The organism is Corynebacterium gottingense (assembly GCF_007559235.1).
Classification (GTDB): domain Bacteria; phylum Actinomycetota; class Actinomycetes; order Mycobacteriales; family Mycobacteriaceae; genus Corynebacterium; species Corynebacterium gottingense.
Genome location: NZ_VMHH01000002.1, coordinates 117,133 through 135,471 on the forward strand (window position 1 = coordinate 117,133; position 18,339 = coordinate 135,471).

Consider the following 18,339-nt stretch of genomic DNA (forward strand, 5'->3'; position numbering starts at 1 on the left):
CCTAGCCCTGCAGCTTCTGGTACGCGGCCTCGACATCGTCGAGACCACCGAGGTTGCTGAAGGCCTGCTCCGGGTAGGCGTCGAACTCGCCCTCGCAGAGCTTGTCGAAGGCCTCGATCGTCTCCTCGAGCGGGACGTAGGAGCCCTCGTCGCCCGTGAACTTCTTCGCCACGAAGAAGTTCTGGCCGAGGAAGCGCTGCAGCTTACGAGCACGCATAACGGTGATCTTGTCCTCTTCGGACAGCTCGTCCATACCGAGGATGGCGATGATGTCCTGCAGCTCCTTGTTCTTCTGCAGAATACCGATCACCTTCTGCGCGACAGCGTAGTGACGCTCGCCGACGATGCCCGGCTCCAGGATGCGGGAGGTCGAGGTCAGCGGGTCCACAGCCGGGTAAATACCCTTGGAGGCAATGGAACGCGACAGCTCGGTCGTCGCATCCAGGTGGGCGAAGGTTGTCGCCGGTGCCGGGTCGGTGTAGTCATCGGCCGGCACGTAGACCGCCTGCAGCGAGGTAATGGAGCGACCCTTGGTGGAGGTAATGCGCTCCTGCAGCACGCCCATCTCATCAGCCAGGGTGGGCTGGTAGCCCACGGCGGAAGGCATACGACCCAGCAGGGTCGAGACCTCGGAACCGGCCTGGGTGAAACGGAAGATGTTGTCGATGAAGAGCAGCACGTCCTGGTTCTGCACATCGCGGAAGTACTCCGCCATGGTCAGGCCGGACAGGGCCACACGCATACGAACCCCTGGCGGCTCATCCATCTGGCCGAAGACAAGGGCCGTATCCGGGAGCACGCCCATCTCTTCCATCTCGAGGAAGAGGTCGGTGCCCTCACGGGTACGCTCGCCGACGCCGGCGAAGACCGACGTACCAGAGAACTCGCGGGCGATACGGGTAATCATCTCCTGGATGAGGACCGTCTTGCCCACGCCTGCGCCGCCGAAGAGGCCGATCTTGCCGCCCTTCACGTACGGGGTAAGCAGGTCGATGACCTTAATACCGGTTTCCAGGATCTCGGTTTTGCCCTCGAGGTCCTTGAAGGCCGGCGGCTGGCGGTGGATGCCCCAGCGCTCGCCGCTCTCGCCGACGCTCGGGTCGTCCAGGCACTGGCCGAGTGCGTTGAACACGTGGCCCTTGACCTGGTCGCCGACCGGGACGGAGATCGGGTTGCCGGTGTCGAGCACCTTCGCGCCACGCACAAGGCCGTCCGTCGGGGCCATGGCGATGGTACGCAGCAGGTTGTCGCCCAGGAACTGGGCAACCTCGAGCACGATGGTGCGGGACATGCCCTCGAGCTCGATGTCGACCTCGAGTGCGTTGTACAGAGCGGGCAGCTCGCCGCGCGGGAACTCCACGTCGACGACTGCGCCGATTACGCGAACGACGCGTCCGTTGTCAGAACCCTGCGGGTTCTGCGCGGACTGTGCCTCGTGGGCTGCAGCCTTGGTCTCGGCCTCGCCCACCGGCTCATCGTTGCGCTCATCAAAAGATTGAGCAGTAGTCATGATTTAGTCACTTTCTCCACTACCGGACAGCGCGCCAGCGCCGCCGATAATCTCGGTGATTTCCTGGGTGATTTTTGCCTGACGGGCTTGGTTAGCCTCACGGGACAGATTGTTCGCCAGGTCAGTGGCGTTATCCGTCGCGTTCTTCATCGCCGTACGGCGAGAAGCGGATTCCGAAGCCGATGCTTCCAAGAAGATCGAGTAGAGCGACCTGGAAACATATGCCGGAAGCAACGAGGTCAGCAGCGTGTCCGGATCTGGCTCGAAGCTCATATCCGGGTTCACGGAGCCGTCCTGCTCCAGCATGCTCTTCTGCTCGTACTCGAATTCCTCGAGGACGGGCTCGATGGGCAGCAGCTGGTGCACGCGCGCTTCCTGCGAGAGCATAGACACGAATTCGGTGTAGACGACGTGCACTTGGTCGAAACCGCGCACGCCCTGACCCTCCGTGCCATTGATGCCTTCGCGCCACTTGGCGGTGTCCTCCGAACCAGCCATGAAACCGTCGATGATGTGGCGACGCACGTTGTGCGTATCCTCCCACGACGGCTTCTGGGACCAGCCGGTCCACGCGCCAGCGACGTCCATGTCACGGAACCGGAAGTGGGTAACTCCCTTGTTACCGGTGACGTAGCGAACCACCTCGTAGCCTGCGTCGCTGAGCATACGCTCTAGCTCAGCGGCCTTCTTCAGCACGTTGTGGTTGTAGCCGCCAGCCATACCGCGGTCAGAGGTGACCACGAGGATCGCCGCGACTCGCCCACCGTCACGCTCACGAAGCATGGGGTGGTCGAGGGAGCTCGCGGCGGCGAGGCGTTCCATGACGTCTTGCATCTCGTCCGCGTACGGCTTCGCCGCAGCGACGCGAGCCTGGGCCTTAGTGATCTGCGACGTAGCGATCAGCTCTTGGGCCTTGGTGATCTTCTTCGTTGAGTTGACGGACCGGATGCGGTCACGCAATTCGCGAAGTGTTGCCATGGTGCTGTTTCCTCCCTTCCTTTATGTAGGTCCTAAAGTCCTGCGCGCTGCAGAACCTAGGAGCGGCTGACGTTGAGCTTGTTCTTGGACACTTCGCCGGCGTCCAGGGCCTGCGCCTCCGGCTCGCGCACGACACGCTCGCCCGAGGAAGCCTGGAAGGTGCGAGCGAACTCTTCGTTGACGCGCTTGATGGCGTCCTTCGAAGCGTCGTCAAGCTGCTTGCCGCCCTCGATTTGGCTAAAGACCTCTGGTGCGGAGGACTGGATTGCCTCCTGCAGCTCGGACTCGTAACGGCGGACATCTTCGACGGGAACGACGTCGAAGAGGCCCTCGTTCGCTGCCCAGATGGACACGATCTGGTACTCCACCGGCTGCGGTGCGTTCTCGGACTGCTTCAGCAGCTCGACCAGACGCTGACCGCGCTCGAGCTGCTTCTTGGAAGCAGCGTCCAGGTCGGAAGCAAAGGCCGCGAACGCCTCAAGGTCGCGGTATGCGGCGAGGTCCAGACGCAGGTTACCTGCGACCTTCTTCATGCCCTTGGTCTGCGCAGCGCCACCGACACGGGAGACAGAAATACCCACGTCGATAGCCGGGCGCACGCCCTGGTTGAACAGGTCGGACTGGAGGAAGACCTGGCCGTCCGTAATGGAAATGACGTTGGTCGGAATGAACGCGCCGACGTCGTTTGCCTTGGTCTCGATGATCGGCAGTGCGGTCAGGGAGCCAGCGCCGAGCTCGTCGTTCAGCTTCGCTGCACGCTCCAGGAGACGGGAGTGTAGGTAGAAGACGTCGCCCGGGTATGCCTCGCGGCCCGGCGGGCGGCGCAGCAGCAGCGAGATCGCACGGTAGGCCTCGGCCTGCTTGGTCAGATCATCGTAGATGACCAGTACGTGCTTGCCCTGGTACATCCAGTGCTGGCCGAGCGCGGCACCAGAGAAAGGTGCCAGCCACTTGAAGCCTGCAGAGTCGGACGCCGGAGCCGCCACGATGGTGGTGTACTCGAGCGCGCCGTGATCCTCCAGGGTCTTGCGCACACCAGCGATGGTGGAACCCTTCTGGCCCACAGCCACGTAGATGCAGCGCACCTGCTTCGACGGGTCACCGGTCTCCCAGAAAGCCTTCTGGTTGAGGATGGTGTCGATGCAGACCGCGGTCTTACCGGTCTTGCGGTCACCAATGATGAGCTGACGCTGGCCGCGGCCGATCGGGGTCATGGCGTCGATCGCCTTCATGCCCGTCTGCAGCGGCTCCTCGACCGGCTGGCGGTCGAGAACGCCTGCGGCCTGGAGCTCCAGGGCACGCTCTTCTTTGGACTCAATCGGGCCAAGGCCGTCAATCGGCTGACCCAGGGGGTTGATTACTCGGCCAAGGAAGTCTTCCCCAACGGGGATAGACAGGACTTCGCCCGTCCGCTTGACTTCGTCGCCTTCGGTCAGGGACTCAAAGTTACCCAGCACCACGACACCGATGGAATCGGTCTCGAGGTTCTGTGCGACGCCAATGACGCCGTTCGGGAACTCGAGCAGCTCGTTCGTCATGCACCCTGGCAGCCCGGAAACCTGGGCAATACCATCTGCAGCCGAAGTCACCACGCCGACCTCCTCACGGGAGGCCTCCGCGGAGTAGCTCGAGGTGTAGTTCGCTATCGCGCTACGGATCTCATCGGAGGAGATCGTCAGCTCCGCCATGTTCTTCCTGCTCTCGGTAGTTTGTTCCAGCATTATCTTCGTTCTAAAGGGCCGCGTTGGCAGCGACGTCGGTGCGCAGGCGCGTGAGCTTGCCACGCGTCGAACCGTCAATCACTTCGTCACCAACGCGGATAACCACACCCCCGAGGAGGCTGGGGTCAACCTCGGAGTGGATGGCCATCTCGCGGCCGTAAATCTTCTCAAGCTTCTGCGCCAGGACGCCGCGCTGAGAGTCGGACAACTCCTCCGCGGTGGCGACACGTGCCACGGTCTTGCCACGCATGCCGGCCAACTCGGAGGACAGCCCCACCAAGTCATCTACCGGGTTGTGGCGCGGGCGACCGATGACCTGCAAAGCCAAAGCCTCGGTGAACATCGTCACCTTGCCGTAAATCACGTTTGCCAGCAGTCCTCGCTTCTTCTCGGAGGCCGCCGTACGGTCGGACAACAGCTGGGTCAGATCCTTTTCGCGCTCCAGCACGTTGGCGAGCTGGTACAGCTCAGTTTCAACCTGCTCGAGCTTGCCGTCTTTCTCGGCACCGCGCGCGATTGCGCGGCGGCCGATGTTGACCAGCCCGGTGCGGAACTCGCGGGGCGTGGACCACTCCTGCTCGGCTGCTGCCAGCAGGACCTCAAGCGTCGGATCTGCGACCTTGGCGCTAAACACGTCGCGCATAATGCCGGTGCGCTGGGAGCTCTCCACCGAGTTATCAGCAACGGCGATGCGCAGTGCGCGCTCGCCGTCGAGCTGGTTCACGATGAGGAAAAGCTCAGCACCGACGTTCATCGCCACGGCGACGGCATTGTCGGAATTCTGGATCAGCTGATCAAGCTTCTCCGAGACCTTTGCTTGTGCTTCGCGACTCGCTGCCTTCATCTCGCCTACTTTCTCGTCGAGACGTTGTCGAGCTCAGAGAGGAAGGAGTCGATCGTGTTCGAGCGGCGGGTGGAGTCCGACAGCTCGGTGCCAAGCAGGCGCTCGGCGAGGTTGATCGAGTTCTGGCCCAAATCGTTGCGCAGCTCTGCGACGACCTGCTCACGGGATGCCAGAAGCTGCTTCTCTCCAGCTTCCACAATGCGCTTGGACTCTGCCTCGGCGCGCTCGCGGGACTCCGCCTCGATCTCCTTACCCTTGGTGCGGGCAGCTTCGCGGATCGCGGCGGCCTCGGCGCGTGCCTCGGCAAGCTCAGCATTGTTCTTTTCCAGGGCAGCCGATGCTTCAGCCTGGGCAGCCTGAGCGCGCTCAATGCCACCCTTGATTTGGTCTTCGCGCTCCGCCAGCACTTCCCGGAACTTCGGAAGCACGTACTTCCAGAAGAGGAGGAAGATGATGATGAAGACGACAAGCGACCAAACCACGTCGTACGGGGCAGGCAGAAGCACGGAGGGCTCCGAAGTCATCGGAAGCTCCTCGGTCCCCTCTGCCGCCACGAGAAATTCGTTGACGTTAGTCATTGGTTGCTCCTGTTCTAGAAATGAAATCTGTTCGCTAGGTGGTGCGAGCTTTTCTTAGAACAGGAAGCCGGCAACGAGGCCGATGAGGGCAAGGGCCTCAACGAAGGCGATACCCAGGAACATGGTGGTACGCAGCTGACCAGCCATCTCGGGCTGGCGAGCCATGCCCTCGACGGTCTTGCCAACCAGCATGCCGATACCGATGCCGGGGCCGATGGTGGCGATGCCGTAGCCGATGGACTGGAGGCCGTCGAACGCGGTGACAGACTCGTTTGCCTGGGCGAGGATGATGTCGTTCATGTGAAAGTCGTTCCCTTTCTAGGTGCTCCCCCGCTCCTAGTGCGGGAGGGCGAGTGACAATGTGGAGGGGTTATTCAGTTTGACCGGTTGGTCGCGCTTTGTTAGTGCGCATCCGCATGCAGCGATAGTTCGATGTACACCGCCGTCAGCAGGGCAAAAATGTATGCCTGCAGGAAAATAACGATGAGCTCGTAGAGCGTGAACAGAATCGCAGCAATGATGGTCAGGCCACTGAATGCGGTCCACCCGTTGAGCTGCCAGAAGAAGAAGTTCGTAGCAGAGTACAGCAGGACCAAAATGATGTGGCCGGCCAGGAAGTTCGCCATCAGACGAATTGCCAGGGTGACCGGACGCAGGATGAAGGTTGAGAAGATCTCAATCGGCACCACGAGGAAGTGGAGGAAGAAAGGCAGTCCAGGAATGACGGTGGAGTGCTTGAAAAACGCCACACCGTAGCGCTGGACGCCCGCGTAGATCATCGCGATGTAGGCAACAACCGCCAGCACGGCCGGCATGCCGATACGTGCATTTGGTGAGATGTTGAGGAACGGAATGATCGTCGCGGCATTCATGAACAGCACGGTGAAGAAGATGGTGGCAATGACCGGCAGGAACCGGTTTCCGTCCTTCTTCCCCAACGTATCTTCTGCAATGTTGACGCGGACGAAGTCCACGCCCATCTCTGCGAAGTTTTGCAGCCCCTTAGGAACCAGCTTCGGCTTCCTAAAGGCAATAACAAAGAGGACCACAAGGATTGCCGCGACAAGAAGTCGGACAAGCATAATGCGGTCGAGCGCGAACCATCCATTGGCAAAATCTTCACCAATGAACTGGTCGTACGTGTGCCCCGGGAAAATTTCTGGACCAAGTTCGGGTGCGTGGAATGAACCCTTCATGGCCAAAGTTGTAACGCTCAGCGTTCTCTCCCGTTCTCGGGCCGCATCCTCAAAGAATGCGGTGCGATGGACGTCTTCATCAAGGCTGTCTCCCGCGGCGGACTCCGTCGCACATCTGCTTCCGCGGGGACAGGGGAGTCTCTTCAGGCAGCGAGACCCAGCGGCGCTGGGCAGTCCCCTGCCTCAAGTAAGCCCAGCGGATACTTTAACAGGTCATCACGAGTTTCCTGGACTTTGGGGGGACTCGAACACTATGCGCTTTCAACCCGGGAAGTTTGCGGCCAACTTTGGCTCAACAGCCTGCACATTTATCCCCCTGTAACGTCAGTCACACGCACGCAAAAAGGGGTGGACTTTTCCCTCTTTTGGCAAAGACGGGGGCCTGACTACCCCCGATTGCGCAACTCCAGGGGGGCAGGCTGGCTCAGGTACGACGTCCTCGTCGTAATAACGCCCCACGCCTCGGCGGCCAGCGCGACAACGAGCGCCGCGAGCGTCGTGACGCCGAACGCCGTCGAATCATAAAAGCTGAAGTTACGCAGCCAGACGAAGAGCAAAATCAAGACCACCATCTTGACCAGCCACCCGCCGAGGACGACCGCCATCGTGGTACTGGGCGAGGATTCGGAGGTCACCAGAACGGTGACAGCGGTGGCCAGGACGAACCCACCGCCAATCGCCACGCCCAAGAGCACGGCCCAGATCCCGGGGAGATCACGCGTGGCGCCCCATGCCATCAGGCTGATCAAGGTGAGCGCGACAAGCGCTCCCCCGGCAACCTTCAGGGCACGGATGATCGGCCGACGCTGGTCCGTGTACTCGGAGGCGTCGCGTACGTTGAGGTCGCGGGGCTGGGATTCCGGATTCGGGCTGGAAGTAGTCACGGTGGGTAAGTTTACCTACGCGCGTGCTCGACCTCCCCGCGCCCTCTCCCCTCGCCGGACCCCTGCGGGGCCACGACCGGTTTCGGCCCAATCTTTCCGGCCATCAACGGGACGAGTGTGAGCAGAAAGGCGCCGAGCAAGAGCACTGCGGTGAATACCACTGCCACCCGCACCGGCACGATGGAGAAGCTCACCGCGCCAAACGCCACAGCGGCGACCCAGAAGTACAGGACGAGCACGGTGCGTCGGTGCGTATGCCCCAAGCGCAGCAGCCTGTGGTGGATGTGTCCAGCGTCCGCAGCAAAGGGGCTTTGCCCCCTCGCGGTGCGTCGAATCACCGCCCAGACGAGATCCAACACCGGAAGCGCGATCGCAGCGGCGACCACGATGATCGGGCTGACCAACGCCACCAGGTCCGCGGTCCCGTACAGCGACATGTTGATTTTGCCCGACGCCGAGATCGACGCCGCAGCCAGCAACAATCCGATCAGCATCGCGCCCGAGTCGCCCATAAAGATGCGCGCCGGCTCAAAGTTGTGCGGAAGGAAACCCGCGCAGATACCCACGAGTGCCGCGCAGATGATCGCAGGCGGGTACGCGGACACGGCGCCGCCCTGCTCGTGCAGGACGGTGAGCGAAAACACCAGGATCGCTGCGCCGGCGATGACTCCGATCCCCGCGGCGAGCCCGTCGATGCCGTCGACGAAGTTCACGGCGTTGACCAGCAGCACCGTAAACACGGCAGCGATCACCATCCCCTGCATCTGGTCCAGAATCAGCGTGGTGCCCTCACCGAAGGGCACGTAGAACACGGTGAACGCGATGCCCATAAGGCACATAATGATGGCGGCCAAGAACTGCCCCAGCAGCTTCGTCATCGCGCCGAGCTCGTAGAGGTCGTCCACGATGCCGACGATGACTATCGCAAACGCGCCCGCCAGCACTGCCGTCATCTCCGGGGTGATCGGCGCAAACCCGCGGGTCAACGCGGGAAGCTGTTGCGCAAGGAACACGGCGCAAACGAAGCCGGTGAACATGGCGAGCCCGCCCACGGAGGGCGTCGGCTGCGTGTGCACGTCTCGTTTGCGGACCTCCGCGACACGCCCGGTGCGCACGAGCAGTGAGCGCACCGGGCCGGTGGCTAGGTACGTGATTGCGGCGGCTACGAGCAGAACGAGGCCGAGCTCGCGCAGCGGGACGCCAGCTCCCGTCATCTACTTCCTCCGCAAGCTCTCCGGGTCAAGGTTCAGGACTTCACCGAGCCGCTCGGCGCTGATCGCTGCCTCGCGCAAGATCTGCGGGTGGCGGCCCGAGATGTCGATGATCGTGGACGGCTCGCCCACCTGCGCGTCGCCGCCGTCGAGGTACACACCGATCGCGTCGCCAAACTGCTGCTTCGCGTTCGCTGCGTTAAGCGCCGGCGGATTGCCAGAGATGTTGGCGGACGACACCGCCATCGGCCCCGTCCGCTGCAGCAGCTCCAACGCAAGCGGCTGGTTGGGCATGCGCAGCAGCACGGTGCCGCGCGTATCGCCCAGGTTCCACGGCAGGCTCGGCGCCTCCGGGACGACGATGGAGAGCCCGCCCGGCCAAAACGCCTCGACCAGCGTCTTCGCCGTGTCGGAGAACTCCCGCACGAGCCCCTGAATGGTGGTCCAGGAACCGACGAGCACCGGCACCGGCATGTCCGGCCCGCGGCGCTTGGTGGCCAGGAGGCTCGCCACGGCGTCGTTATTAAAGGCGTCAGCGCCGATCCCGTAGACCGTGTCCGTGGGCAGCACGACGCAGCGACCCGCCTGCACCTGTTCGACCGCAGCGGTCAGCCCCGCCTCGCGCCCGCTCGGCTCGAGGCAGTTGTAGATCATGCTCCCCATATCGCTCCTTCGGTTCCGTTTCGGCTACAGCTTACTCGCGCACACAAACCGGTTCCGCCCGGCCAGGTCGCGCAGTACCGTCGGCGGACCGAAGCCGCCGCAAGCCTCAATCACGGAGCACGTGCTTGTCGACGTCACGTCGTCATGCTCCACGCCCAACCATCCCCCGGGGCGCAGCAGGCGCTGGGCCACCGGCACGAGCCCGCGGATCGCGTCCATGCCGTCGGCGCCGGAGAAGACGGCCTCGGGCGGGTCGCGATACACTTCCGGCTCGAGGTCCGGGGTCTCCGGGACGTACGGCGGGTTGGCCACCACGAGGTCCACCGCGCCGTCGAGGTCGCGGAGGAGCTGGGGGTCGGTCATGGAGGCGTCGACAAGCGTGATGCGCACCCCGTTCGAGGTGGCGTTGCGCGCCGCGTACTCACGCGCGGTGGTGGAGAGCTCGACGGCGTACACGCGTGCTTCGGGGATATGGCTGGCAACGTAGATGGCCAGCGCCCCCGAGCCGGTGCCCATGTCCACTACGGTGGGCGCCGGCATGCCGGCGAGGGTGCGCGCGGCCCAATCGGCCAGGACTTCCGTCTCCGGGCGCGGGATGAACACGCCCGGGCCGACGGCGAGGTCGAGCGGCCCGAAGGGAGCCGTGCCCGTGATGTGCTGGAGCGGCTCGCGCTGCGCACGACGCTTGACGACGCCATTGAAACGCTCCTCAAACGTCTCGTCCACCTCCGCAAACGTCACCGCCATCGGGCTCACGCCCAGCACGTGGGCGGCGAGCAGGCGGGCGTCGACGTCCGGGGTGGGGACGCCGGCGTCGGCGAGGATCGAGGTGGCGTCGAGAAGCTGCTCCCGCATTGCGGCGCGCCTACTCGGCTTCAAGTCGCTCCTGGCGCTCGTGGGTCTGCAGCGCGGAGATCAGGTCCTCCATGTTGCCGTCGAGGACCGAATCCAGGTTGTTCGCCTTGAAGTTGATGCGGTGATCCGAGATGCGGTTCTCCGGCCAATTGTAGGTGCGGATGCGCTCCGAGCGGTCCATCGTGCGGACCTGGGAGGCGCGGCCTTCGGCCTCGGCGGCCTCGGCCTTCTCACGCTCAAGCTGGTCCAGGCGAGCCTGCAGGACCTGCATCGCGCGGGCGCGGTTCTGAATCTGGGAGCGCTCGTTCTGGCAGGTCACCACGATGTTGGTGGGCAGGTGCGTGATGCGCACCGCGGAGTCCGTGGTGTTCACGCCCTGGCCGCCCTTACCGGAGGAGCGGTAGACGTCGACGCGGATGTCCTTCTCGTCGATGTGGACGGACTCCACCTCGTCGGCCTCCGGGAAGACATAGACGCCTGCCGCGGAGGTCTGGATGCGGCCCTGGGACTCGGTGACGGGCACGCGCTGCACGCGGTGGACGCCGCCCTCGAACTTCAGCTTGGACCAGGCGCCATCACGCGACGGGTTCTTCGCCTTGACGGACACCGTCATGTCCTTGATGCCACCGAGGTCGGTCTCCGCGGCGTCGAGGACGTCCCACTTCAGGCCGTTCTTCTCGCAGTATTTCTGGTACATGCGCGCCAGGTCGCCCGCGAACAGGGCGGCTTCTTCGCCGCCCGCACCGGCCTTGAGCTCCATGATGACGTCGTCGCCATCGTGCTCGTCGCGCGGGGCGAGGAGGTCTGCGAGCTCCTCCTCCAGGCGGACAATCTCGCCCTCGAGGCGCTCCGCCTCCTCCGCGAACTCCTTGTCTTCGTTGGCCATCTCGGCTGCGGCCTCGTGGTCGTCCTTGGCCTGCTGGAGCGCGTCGTTCGCTTTGATGATCGGCTGCAACTCGGCGTAGCGCTTGGACAGCTTGCGGAACAGGTTCTGGTCCGAGGTCACCTCCGGGTCACTCATCTGGGCCTGGATGCCCTGGTACTCGGAGACGTAGTCGTCTACAAGTGAGACTTCATTCGCCATTACTTGTACTCCTCTTCGTCCTTGTCCGCGACCATGGGAGCGGAGTTGGCCACGCCCATGAGGAACTCGCCGTTCGACTTCGTCTTCTTCAGCTGCTTAATCAGCATATCGATGGACTGCTGCGGATCCAGCGCCGAGAGGATGCGGCGCAGCTTGTGCATGATGCGCGTCTCCTCCGGGCTCATGAGCAGATCGTCCTTGCGCGTACCGGACGGGTTGACGTCCACCGCTGGGAACACGCGGCGCTCCGCGATCTTCCGGTCCAGCTTGAGCTCCGCGTTACCGGTGCCCTTGAACTCCTCGAAGATGACGGTGTCGCCGGCGGAACCGGTCTCCACCATGGCGGTCGCGATGATGGTCAGCGAGCCGCCCTCCTCGATGTTTCGGGCTGCACCCAGGAAGCGCTTCGGCGGGTACAGGGCGTTGGAGTCCACACCACCGGAAAGGATGCGGCCCGATGCCGGCGAGGAGTTGTTGTACGCGCGGCCCAGGCGGGTGATGGAGTCGAGCAGCACGACGACGTCCTGCCCCATCTCCACCAGACGCTTCGCGCGCTCGATCGCGAGCTCCGCGACGGCAGTGTGCTCTGACGGCGGGCGATCGAAGGTCGACGCGATGACCTCGCCCTTCACGCTGCGCTGCATGTCCGTGACCTCTTCCGGGCGCTCGTCGACGAGAACGACCATGAGGTAGCACTCCGGGTTGTTGGTGGCGATCGCATTGGCGATGTTCTGCAGGATCGTCGTCTTACCAGCCTTCGGCGGGGAGACGATCAGCGCGCGCTGCCCCTTACCAATCGGCATGACCAGGTCGATCACGCGGGTGGTGAGGATCTTCGGCTCGGTCTCCAGGCGGAGGCGCTTGTTCGGGTACAGCGGGGTGAGCTTGTGAAACTCGGCGCGCTGCTTCGCCTCCTCCGTGGTCATCCCGTTGACGGAGTCGACGCGGACGAGCTGGTTGTAGCGCTGGCGGTTGCGGCCGTTGCCGTGGGAGTGGCTTTGCCCGTTCTGGCGAACCTGGCCGATTACGGCGTCGCCCGCGCGCAGGCCGTTCTGGCGCACCAGCTTCTGGTTCACGTAAACGTCTGCGCTGTTCTTGCGGTAACCGGTGGTGCGGACGAACGCGGCGTTGTTGTCCACGATGTCCACGATGCCGGCAACTTCCTGCAGCTCCTCCGGGTCGAACTGCTGGTTGTTGTCGTTCTGGTTGTGCTGGTTGTCGCGGTTGTCCCGGTTTCGGTTCCGGTTGCGGCGGTTCCGGCGGCCGCGGCGTCCGCCGCCGCCCTGGTTGCCGTCGTCGTTGTTGTTGTTCCGGCCACCGCGATTGTTGTGCTTGCCGCCGCGGCCGTTGTTGTCGTTGTTGTTGTCGCGATTGTCGTGATCGTTGTTGTCACGCTTCTCATCGCGCTTGTCGTCGCGATTGTTGTTGTCGTCCTGGTCCTGGCGTGCGCGGTTGCGGCGCGCCCGACGCGCGGCCGAGCGCGATTCGTACTTCTGCCCCTCGCTCTCAGCCTGCTCGCCCTGCTGCGGCTGTTCCGCTTGCGCGTCCTGCGCTGCGTGCTCACCGTCCGCGGGACCAGCGGAGCGTCGAGAAGCGCGACGGTGATGCTCCTCGTGGGTGTGTTCCTCGTGGGTGTGTTCCTCGGCTGCTGCCTCGGCCGCCGCGGCGCGTGCCTTGCGCGGAACCTCCCCGGTCACAATCGCCTGGATCAGGTCGCCCTTCCGCAAACCGGAGACGCCCTTCAGGCCCTTTTCCGCCGCCATCTTGCGCAGCTCGGGGATCTTGAGTGCGGAAAGATCGGCGTTGCCGCCTGCTGCCGCGTTACCCGTGTCGGTCACGAATGTCCTTTCGTCGCTTGACCAGTTGTGGTGTCCCCCGCCAAGGAGCCGGCGGGCGCTCCGGAAGCGATCGCGTTTCCGTGCGCAATATGTGGGACGTTCATCGCCTAAACCGGCGTGTCAATCTCTATGCGGCACTTGCTCGCCGCGAGTGTTCCCCTCAAAGGCCTCGAGGTCGTGGTGGCCAAGGCATCACTGGCCTCGCACCATTCGTACGCCGCCTGCGTGCGCGACGCGACGAGTGCGGAGGGTTGGTGGGAACTACCTGGAACCCCGACTGCGCGTCAAGCGCCCAGGCACTATGTCGAACCCGCGAACAGTGTAGCGCATGACGCAACACGTGTACTTCCTACCCTTGTTTTCCGGCGAGTCGGACTGGCTAGACTAGACCGCATGCTTTCAACGATGCAGGAAGTGCCGTTCTCAGTCGCGCAGATTTTGCACTACGGGCAGCACACCCACGGGTCCACCAAGTGCACCACCTGGCGCGCGACCGGCGCAGAGGAATGCACATTTGCGGACATTGGCGCGCGCGCCGCGGCGTTCGCCAACGCACTGCACGATGACCTGGGGATCGACGGCGACCAGCGCGTGGCCACCTTCATGTACAACTGCGCCGAGCACCTCGAGGTGATGTTCGCCGTCGCTGCGAAGGGCGCGGTTTTCACGCCGCTGAACATCCAGCTCATGGAGGACCAGATCGCCTACATTGTCAACCACTCCGAGGCGAAGGTCGTGGTCGCCGACCCGCGCCTCGCGCCCAAACTCGGCCGCCTGCTCGCACACTGTCCGCTGGTAGAGACGGTCGTGTTCACCGGCCCCTACCCCATCGCGGAACCCTCGGAGGAGATTCCGGAGGGGGTTCGCACGGCGAGCTATGAGCAGCTTCTCGACGGCCGCAGCACCGTCTTCCCCTGGCCCACCCTCCCTGAAAACACGGCCGCCGCCCTGGTGTACTCCACCGCGACGACCGGGGCGCCGAAGGGCGTGGCGTACTCGCACCGCTCGCTGTGGCTCGAGGCGACGAGCCTGCGCGCCATGGACTCGCTCGCCGTGACCCACGGCGAATCTTTCCTCTGCTGCATCCCCATCTACCACGTGCTGAGCTGGGGTGTGCCCTTCGCCACGTTCCTCGCCGGCGCGCCCCTGGTCCTGCCCGACTCGGATATGTCCGCGCCGACGCTGGCCAAGCTCATCGCCACCACGCACCCGCGCGTCGCCCACGGCGTGCCGACACTCTGGATCCAGCTGATGGTCCACTACCTGCACAATCCCCCGGAGCGCATGAGCCTGCAGGAGCTCTACGTCGGCGGCTCCCCCGCCCCGCCGGCGCTGATCAAGATGTGGGAGGAGCGCTACGGCGTCGACGTCGTCCACGTGTGGGGCATGACCGAGACGTCAACGGTTGGCACGGTTGCGCGCCCGCCGTCGGGCGCGTCCGGCGAGGCCCGCTGGGCGTACCGCATCTCGCAGGGCCGGTTCTCGCCGTCGCTGGAGTACCGGGTGGTCAACGACGGCCAGATCATGGCCTCGACGGACCTGACCCAAGGCGAGATCCAGGTCCGCGGCAACCTCGTGGCCAAGGGCTACTACCACTCCCCGACCCAGGAGCCCGGAAAAATCGCCTCCGAGTTCCGCGGGGAGCAGATTACCGACGCCCGCAAGCACTTCACCGCCGACGGCTGGCTCCGCACCGGTGACGTTGGCACCGTGACCAACGACGGGTTCATGACGCTCTACGACCGCGCCCGCGACGTCATCCGCTCCGGCGGCGAGTGGATTTATTCCGCACAGGTGGAAAATCTCATCATGGAGTCCGACGTCGTCGTCGAGTGCGCCGTCATCGGCATCCCCGACAAGAAGTGGGGCGAGCGCCCGCTCGCGGTGACGAAGCTGCTCAAAGGCATCGAGGCGTCCCCCGCCACCGCCGAGCGACTGCGCGCCGGGCTGGAATCGGTGCTGCCGAAGTGGATGACGCCGGAATACTGGACGTTTGTGGATTCCATCGACAAAACCTCCGTGGGAAAGTTTGACAAGAAGGACCTGCGCAAGCACCTCGCCCGCGATGAGTTCGACATCATCGCGCTGCCCGGCCCCGGCAACCGGTCACACGGCAACCCGTCGACGGCGGAGGTGGAGGCTGCGCACGAAGAGGAGGGAGAGTGACAGGGAAAGTGGCACAGTCGCGCACACTTGATGACCGCTACGGACGCACCGCCCGCGACCTCCGTGTCAGCCTGACTGACCGCTGCAACTTGCGCTGCACGTACTGCATGCCGGCAGACGGTCTCGAGTGGATGCCCACCGAGCAGGCGCTCACGGACGAGGAAACCATCCGCCTCATCCGTCTCGCCGTCGAGTCGCTGGGCATCCGCCAGGTCCGCTTCACCGGTGGCGAGCCACTCCTGCGCAAGTCGCTCGAGGAGATTGTCGCGGCGACGAAGGGCATGTGTATCGACGCTACGTCCACCCCTCCCACCACCGCCCTCACCACCAACGCGCTCGGACTGGCGCGCCGCGCCTCCGCGCTCGCCGATGCCGGGCTGGACCGCATCAACGTGTCCCTGGACACCACGAGCCCGGACCTGTTCACGCGCCTGACGCGCCGCGACCGCATCCACGACGTCTTCGCAGGCATCGACGCCGCCCTCGCCGCCGGCCTCACCCCCGTCAAGGTCAACGCGGTGGTCATGCCGGGGGTGAACGAGGACGGGATCCTCGACCTCGTCGACTTCGCCCTGGACAAGGGGCTTCAGCTGCGCTTCATCGAACAGATGCCGCTGGGGCCGCGCGAAAACTGGCGACGCGGCGACATGGTGACGGCCACCGACATCCTCGCCCGGGTCGAGGAACGCTACGCGCTTACCCCCGCAGCAACGCCGCGCGGCTCGGCACCCGCCGCCCTGTGGAACATCACCGACGGCACCCGCGCGGGCACCCTCGGGGTCATCGCATCGGTGACGCACCCGTTCTGTGGCGCCTGCGACCGCACGCGCCTCACCACAGATGGCGCGGTCCGCTCCTGCCTATTCTCTTCAACCGCGGACGAGGTGTCGCTGCGCGACCTCATGCGCGCAGGAGCCTCGGACGACGAACTCGCCGACGCCTGGGCCCAGGCCATGTGGCTGAAAAAGCCAGGTCACGGCATTGATGACGAAGGTTTCCTCCAGCCCGAACGCCTCATGAGCGAGATCGGCGGCTAACCCATGCGCGCCCACCACCCCGGAGAAGGCCAGGGCCCACGGCCGAGCATTACCGAACACCTCGAGCGCGTGCTCTCGCTCGCCCACCCGCGCGTCGAACGCGACGTCCCGCTCGACGCCGCGGCCGGCCTCGTGCTCGCCTCCGACGTCTACGCAGCGCTCGCCGTTCCCCCGTTCGACAACTCCGCCGTCGACGGGTTCGCCGTCCACGCGTCAGACCTCCCCACCCCCGGCCCGTGGACGCTCCCGGTCGCGGGCGACGTCCCCGCCGGCTCGCCCGCACTCGCTTGCCCCGCGGGCCACGCTGTCCGGGTTATGACGGGCGCCCCCGTCGACGGAGCCGACTCCGACCTGATTGTCGTCCCGGTCGAGCAGAGCAACATCCCCCGCGGCCCGCACCCGCTCCCGCAGCACGTGACCATCAACAAGGCCGATACGTCGCGCCGCCACATCCGGCGCGCCGGCGAGAACGTCCTACCCGGCGCGCGGATAGCCAGCCGCGGCACGCTTTGCGACGCCCCCACCCTCGCCGCGTGCGTCTCCACCGGCATTCGCACCGTCGACGCCTTCGCGGCGCCTCGCATCGCCGTCGTGTCCACGGGGAGCGAACTCGTGCCCTGGCCCGGCGCGGTCAGCGGCCCGCAGATCCCCGACTCGAATCTGCCGATGCTCGCTGAGCTCGCCGCCGCAGCGACCGGGCACCGCGGGACCGTCCAGCGCTTCCATGCCAACGACGCCGCCACCGATGCCGCGGAACTCCTCGCCCGGGCCGCCGCGTCCTCTGACCTGGTCATCACTTCTGGCGGCGTCAGCGCCGGAGCGTTCGATGTGGTCCGCGCGGTGGCGGAGGACGAGGCGAGCGGGTCGATGTGGTTCGGCCACGTTGCGCAACGCCCCGGCAGCCCGCAGGGGGCCGGCACGTTCCGCGGCACCCCAATGGTGTGCTTGCCGGGCAACCCGGTTGCCGCATACGTGTCGTTTGTGCTGTACGCCGCGCCGTTGATTGCAGCCCACACCGGTCGCACCGACCGACTGCGTCTCGCCGAGCGTCCGCGGGTTGTGGCCGAGCGCGCACCCGCGTTCCCGTCAACGTCGAAGCCGGACACGACGTTCGCGGTTCCCGTCCGGCTGCGGTACGACGGCGACCGGGCGGTGGCGGAGCCGTATTCGGCGGCGACGAGCTCGAGTTTCGTCGCATCATTGGCGGGTGTGGACGGGCTCGCTGTCGTCGATAAGCACTCTGGCCCAATACACGTATATCTCTAAGGAGCATGATGGAATTCACCCACTTGAACAGCGCTGGCGAGGCCTACATGGTCGACGTCACGGAGAAGCGGCCGACCGTGCGCACGGCGACGGCGGAGGGCGAGGTCGCGTGCTCGCCCGAGGTGATGGCGGCGCTGGCAAACGGCACCGTGCCGAAGGGCGACGTGCTCGCGGTGGCGCGCGTCGCCGGGATCGCCGCTGCGAAGCGCGTGCCAGAGCTGCTGCCGCTGGCGCACACGATTGGCGTGCACGGCTGCGCGGTCGAGATCGCGCTGTGTGAGGACCACGTGTTCATCCAGGCCACGGTGCGCACTGCGGACCGCACCGGCGTGGAGATGGAGGCGCTCACAGCGGTGAATGTCGCCGCGCTGTCGATCGTGGACATGGTGAAGGGCGTGGACCGGTCCGCGTACATCCGCCGCTGCGGCATTACGGCGAAGTCGGGTGGGCGCTCCGGTGACTGGTCGCGCGAGCTGCCCACGCTGCGCGAGCAGCCGGAGGCGTAGCG

17 protein-coding genes are annotated in these 18,339 nt (G+C 65.0%); 4 read left to right on the forward strand and 13 right to left on the reverse strand.

The genetic code is table 11. The annotated features are described in order from the left end of the window. Nucleotide 1: 1 nt before the first annotated feature. From atpD to rho, 13 genes are all read right to left on the reverse strand, one after another. Complete coding sequence (atpD, locus tag FPH17_RS03255; RefSeq protein ID WP_238397074.1) at nucleotides 2-1,510, reverse strand: F0F1 ATP synthase subunit beta; 1,509 nt, start codon at nucleotides 1,508-1,510, stop codon at nucleotides 2-4. A 3-nt stretch (nucleotides 1,511-1,513) separates the two neighbouring features. Continuing rightward, complete coding sequence (locus FPH17_RS03260; protein ID WP_154878679.1) at nucleotides 1,514-2,488, reverse strand: F0F1 ATP synthase subunit gamma; 975 nt, start codon at nucleotides 2,486-2,488, stop codon at nucleotides 1,514-1,516. Nucleotides 2,489-2,544: 56 nt separating this feature from the next. Continuing rightward, nucleotides 2,545-4,209, reverse strand: coding sequence for a F0F1 ATP synthase subunit alpha (atpA, locus tag FPH17_RS03265; RefSeq protein WP_095276014.1), 1,665 nt, complete (start codon nucleotides 4,207-4,209; stop codon nucleotides 2,545-2,547). A gap of 10 nt (nucleotides 4,210-4,219) precedes the next feature. Beyond that, nucleotides 4,220-5,053 carry a F0F1 ATP synthase subunit delta gene (locus FPH17_RS03270; protein WP_154878680.1) on the reverse strand — a complete coding sequence of 278 codons (834 nt, stop codon included), beginning with the start codon at nucleotides 5,051-5,053 and terminating at the stop codon, nucleotides 4,220-4,222. Between the two features lie 5 nt (nucleotides 5,054-5,058). Further along, nucleotides 5,059-5,631 carry a F0F1 ATP synthase subunit B gene (locus tag FPH17_RS03275; RefSeq protein ID WP_095276009.1) on the reverse strand — a complete coding sequence of 191 codons (573 nt, stop codon included), beginning with the start codon at nucleotides 5,629-5,631 and terminating at the stop codon, nucleotides 5,059-5,061. A gap of 54 nt (nucleotides 5,632-5,685) precedes the next feature. Next, nucleotides 5,686-5,931, reverse strand: a complete 246-nt coding sequence (locus FPH17_RS03280; RefSeq protein ID WP_095276007.1) for an ATP synthase F0 subunit C — start codon at nucleotides 5,929-5,931, stop codon at nucleotides 5,686-5,688. A 101-nt stretch (nucleotides 5,932-6,032) separates the two neighbouring features. Continuing rightward, nucleotides 6,033-6,827 (reverse strand): F0F1 ATP synthase subunit A, encoded by a 795-nt coding sequence (gene atpB, locus FPH17_RS03285; RefSeq protein ID WP_095276005.1) that lies wholly within the window; start codon nucleotides 6,825-6,827, stop codon nucleotides 6,033-6,035. Nucleotides 6,828-7,213: 386 nt separating this feature from the next. Next, the gene (locus FPH17_RS03290; protein ID WP_154878681.1) at nucleotides 7,214-7,711 is read right to left on the reverse strand and encodes a Cg1360 family ATP-synthase-associated protein; all 498 of its coding nucleotides are present in this window, start codon (nucleotides 7,709-7,711) and stop codon (nucleotides 7,214-7,216) included. Nucleotides 7,712-7,722: 11 nt separating this feature from the next. Then, nucleotides 7,723-8,925, reverse strand: coding sequence for an MraY family glycosyltransferase (locus tag FPH17_RS03295; RefSeq protein ID WP_154878682.1), 1,203 nt, complete (start codon nucleotides 8,923-8,925; stop codon nucleotides 7,723-7,725). Next, complete coding sequence (locus FPH17_RS03300; protein WP_095275998.1) at nucleotides 8,926-9,585, reverse strand: L-threonylcarbamoyladenylate synthase; 660 nt, start codon at nucleotides 9,583-9,585, stop codon at nucleotides 8,926-8,928. Nucleotides 9,586-9,609: 24 nt separating this feature from the next. Next, nucleotides 9,610-10,440 (reverse strand): peptide chain release factor N(5)-glutamine methyltransferase, encoded by an 831-nt coding sequence (gene prmC / locus FPH17_RS03305; RefSeq protein WP_154878683.1) that lies wholly within the window; start codon nucleotides 10,438-10,440, stop codon nucleotides 9,610-9,612. Between the two features lie 10 nt (nucleotides 10,441-10,450). Next, nucleotides 10,451-11,524 carry a peptide chain release factor 1 gene (gene prfA, locus FPH17_RS03310; protein ID WP_154878684.1) on the reverse strand — a complete coding sequence of 358 codons (1,074 nt, stop codon included), beginning with the start codon at nucleotides 11,522-11,524 and terminating at the stop codon, nucleotides 10,451-10,453. Further along, nucleotides 11,524-13,362, reverse strand: coding sequence for a transcription termination factor Rho (rho, locus tag FPH17_RS03315; RefSeq protein WP_154878685.1), 1,839 nt, complete (start codon nucleotides 13,360-13,362; stop codon nucleotides 11,524-11,526). The genes prfA and rho overlap by 1 nt, the downstream gene beginning before the upstream one ends. A gap of 393 nt (nucleotides 13,363-13,755) precedes the next feature. On the opposite strand from rho, the gene FPH17_RS03320 reads away from it, so the two are divergent. Genes FPH17_RS03320 through moaC form a run of 4 tightly spaced genes read left to right on the forward strand, consistent with a single transcriptional unit; the run spans nucleotide 13,756 to nucleotide 18,337 of the window. After that, nucleotides 13,756-15,528 carry a long-chain fatty-acid--CoA ligase gene (locus FPH17_RS03320; protein ID WP_154878686.1) on the forward strand — a complete coding sequence of 591 codons (1,773 nt, stop codon included), beginning with the start codon at nucleotides 13,756-13,758 and terminating at the stop codon, nucleotides 15,526-15,528. Continuing rightward, on the forward strand, nucleotides 15,525-16,565 hold the full coding sequence (moaA, locus tag FPH17_RS03325; RefSeq protein ID WP_154878687.1) for a GTP 3',8-cyclase MoaA: 1,041 nt from the start codon (nucleotides 15,525-15,527) through the stop codon (nucleotides 16,563-16,565). The genes FPH17_RS03320 and moaA overlap by 4 nt, the downstream gene beginning before the upstream one ends. A gap of 3 nt (nucleotides 16,566-16,568) precedes the next feature. Continuing rightward, nucleotides 16,569-17,831 (forward strand): molybdopterin molybdotransferase MoeA, encoded by a 1,263-nt coding sequence (locus tag FPH17_RS03330; RefSeq protein WP_154878688.1) that lies wholly within the window; start codon nucleotides 16,569-16,571, stop codon nucleotides 17,829-17,831. Nucleotides 17,832-17,839: 8 nt separating this feature from the next. Continuing rightward, the gene (moaC, locus tag FPH17_RS03335; RefSeq protein WP_154878839.1) at nucleotides 17,840-18,337 is read left to right on the forward strand and encodes a cyclic pyranopterin monophosphate synthase MoaC; all 498 of its coding nucleotides are present in this window, start codon (nucleotides 17,840-17,842) and stop codon (nucleotides 18,335-18,337) included. The last annotated feature ends 2 nt before the right edge of the window (nucleotides 18,338-18,339 follow it).

Coding starts and splice junctions, on each gene's coding strand:
- atpB (WP_095276005.1), bottom strand. CDS start 6,827: ATGAAGGGTTCATTCCACGCACCCGAACTTGGTCCAGAAATTTTCCCG.
- prfA (WP_154878684.1), bottom strand. CDS start 11,524: ATGGCGAATGAAGTCTCACTTGTAGACGACTACGTCTCCGAGTACCAG.
- FPH17_RS03260 (WP_154878679.1), bottom strand. CDS start 2,488: ATGGCAACACTTCGCGAATTGCGTGACCGCATCCGGTCCGTCAACTCA.
- atpA (WP_095276014.1), bottom strand. CDS start 4,209: ATGCTGGAACAAACTACCGAGAGCAGGAAGAACATGGCGGAGCTGACG.
- FPH17_RS03330 (WP_154878688.1), top strand. CDS start 16,569: ATGCGCGCCCACCACCCCGGAGAAGGCCAGGGCCCACGGCCGAGCATT.
- FPH17_RS03300 (WP_095275998.1), bottom strand. CDS start 9,585: ATGGGGAGCATGATCTACAACTGCCTCGAGCCGAGCGGGCGCGAGGCG.
- FPH17_RS03320 (WP_154878686.1), top strand. CDS start 13,756: ATGCTTTCAACGATGCAGGAAGTGCCGTTCTCAGTCGCGCAGATTTTG.
- FPH17_RS03295 (WP_154878682.1), bottom strand. CDS start 8,925: ATGACGGGAGCTGGCGTCCCGCTGCGCGAGCTCGGCCTCGTTCTGCTC.
- moaC (WP_154878839.1), top strand. CDS start 17,840: ATGGAATTCACCCACTTGAACAGCGCTGGCGAGGCCTACATGGTCGAC.
- prmC (WP_154878683.1), bottom strand. CDS start 10,440: ATGCGGGAGCAGCTTCTCGACGCCACCTCGATCCTCGCCGACGCCGGC.
- FPH17_RS03280 (WP_095276007.1), bottom strand. CDS start 5,931: ATGAACGACATCATCCTCGCCCAGGCAAACGAGTCTGTCACCGCGTTC.
- FPH17_RS03275 (WP_095276009.1), bottom strand. CDS start 5,631: ATGACTAACGTCAACGAATTTCTCGTGGCGGCAGAGGGGACCGAGGAG.
- FPH17_RS03270 (WP_154878680.1), bottom strand. CDS start 5,053: ATGAAGGCAGCGAGTCGCGAAGCACAAGCAAAGGTCTCGGAGAAGCTT.
- atpD (WP_238397074.1), bottom strand. CDS start 1,510: ATGACTACTGCTCAATCTTTTGATGAGCGCAACGATGAGCCGGTGGGC.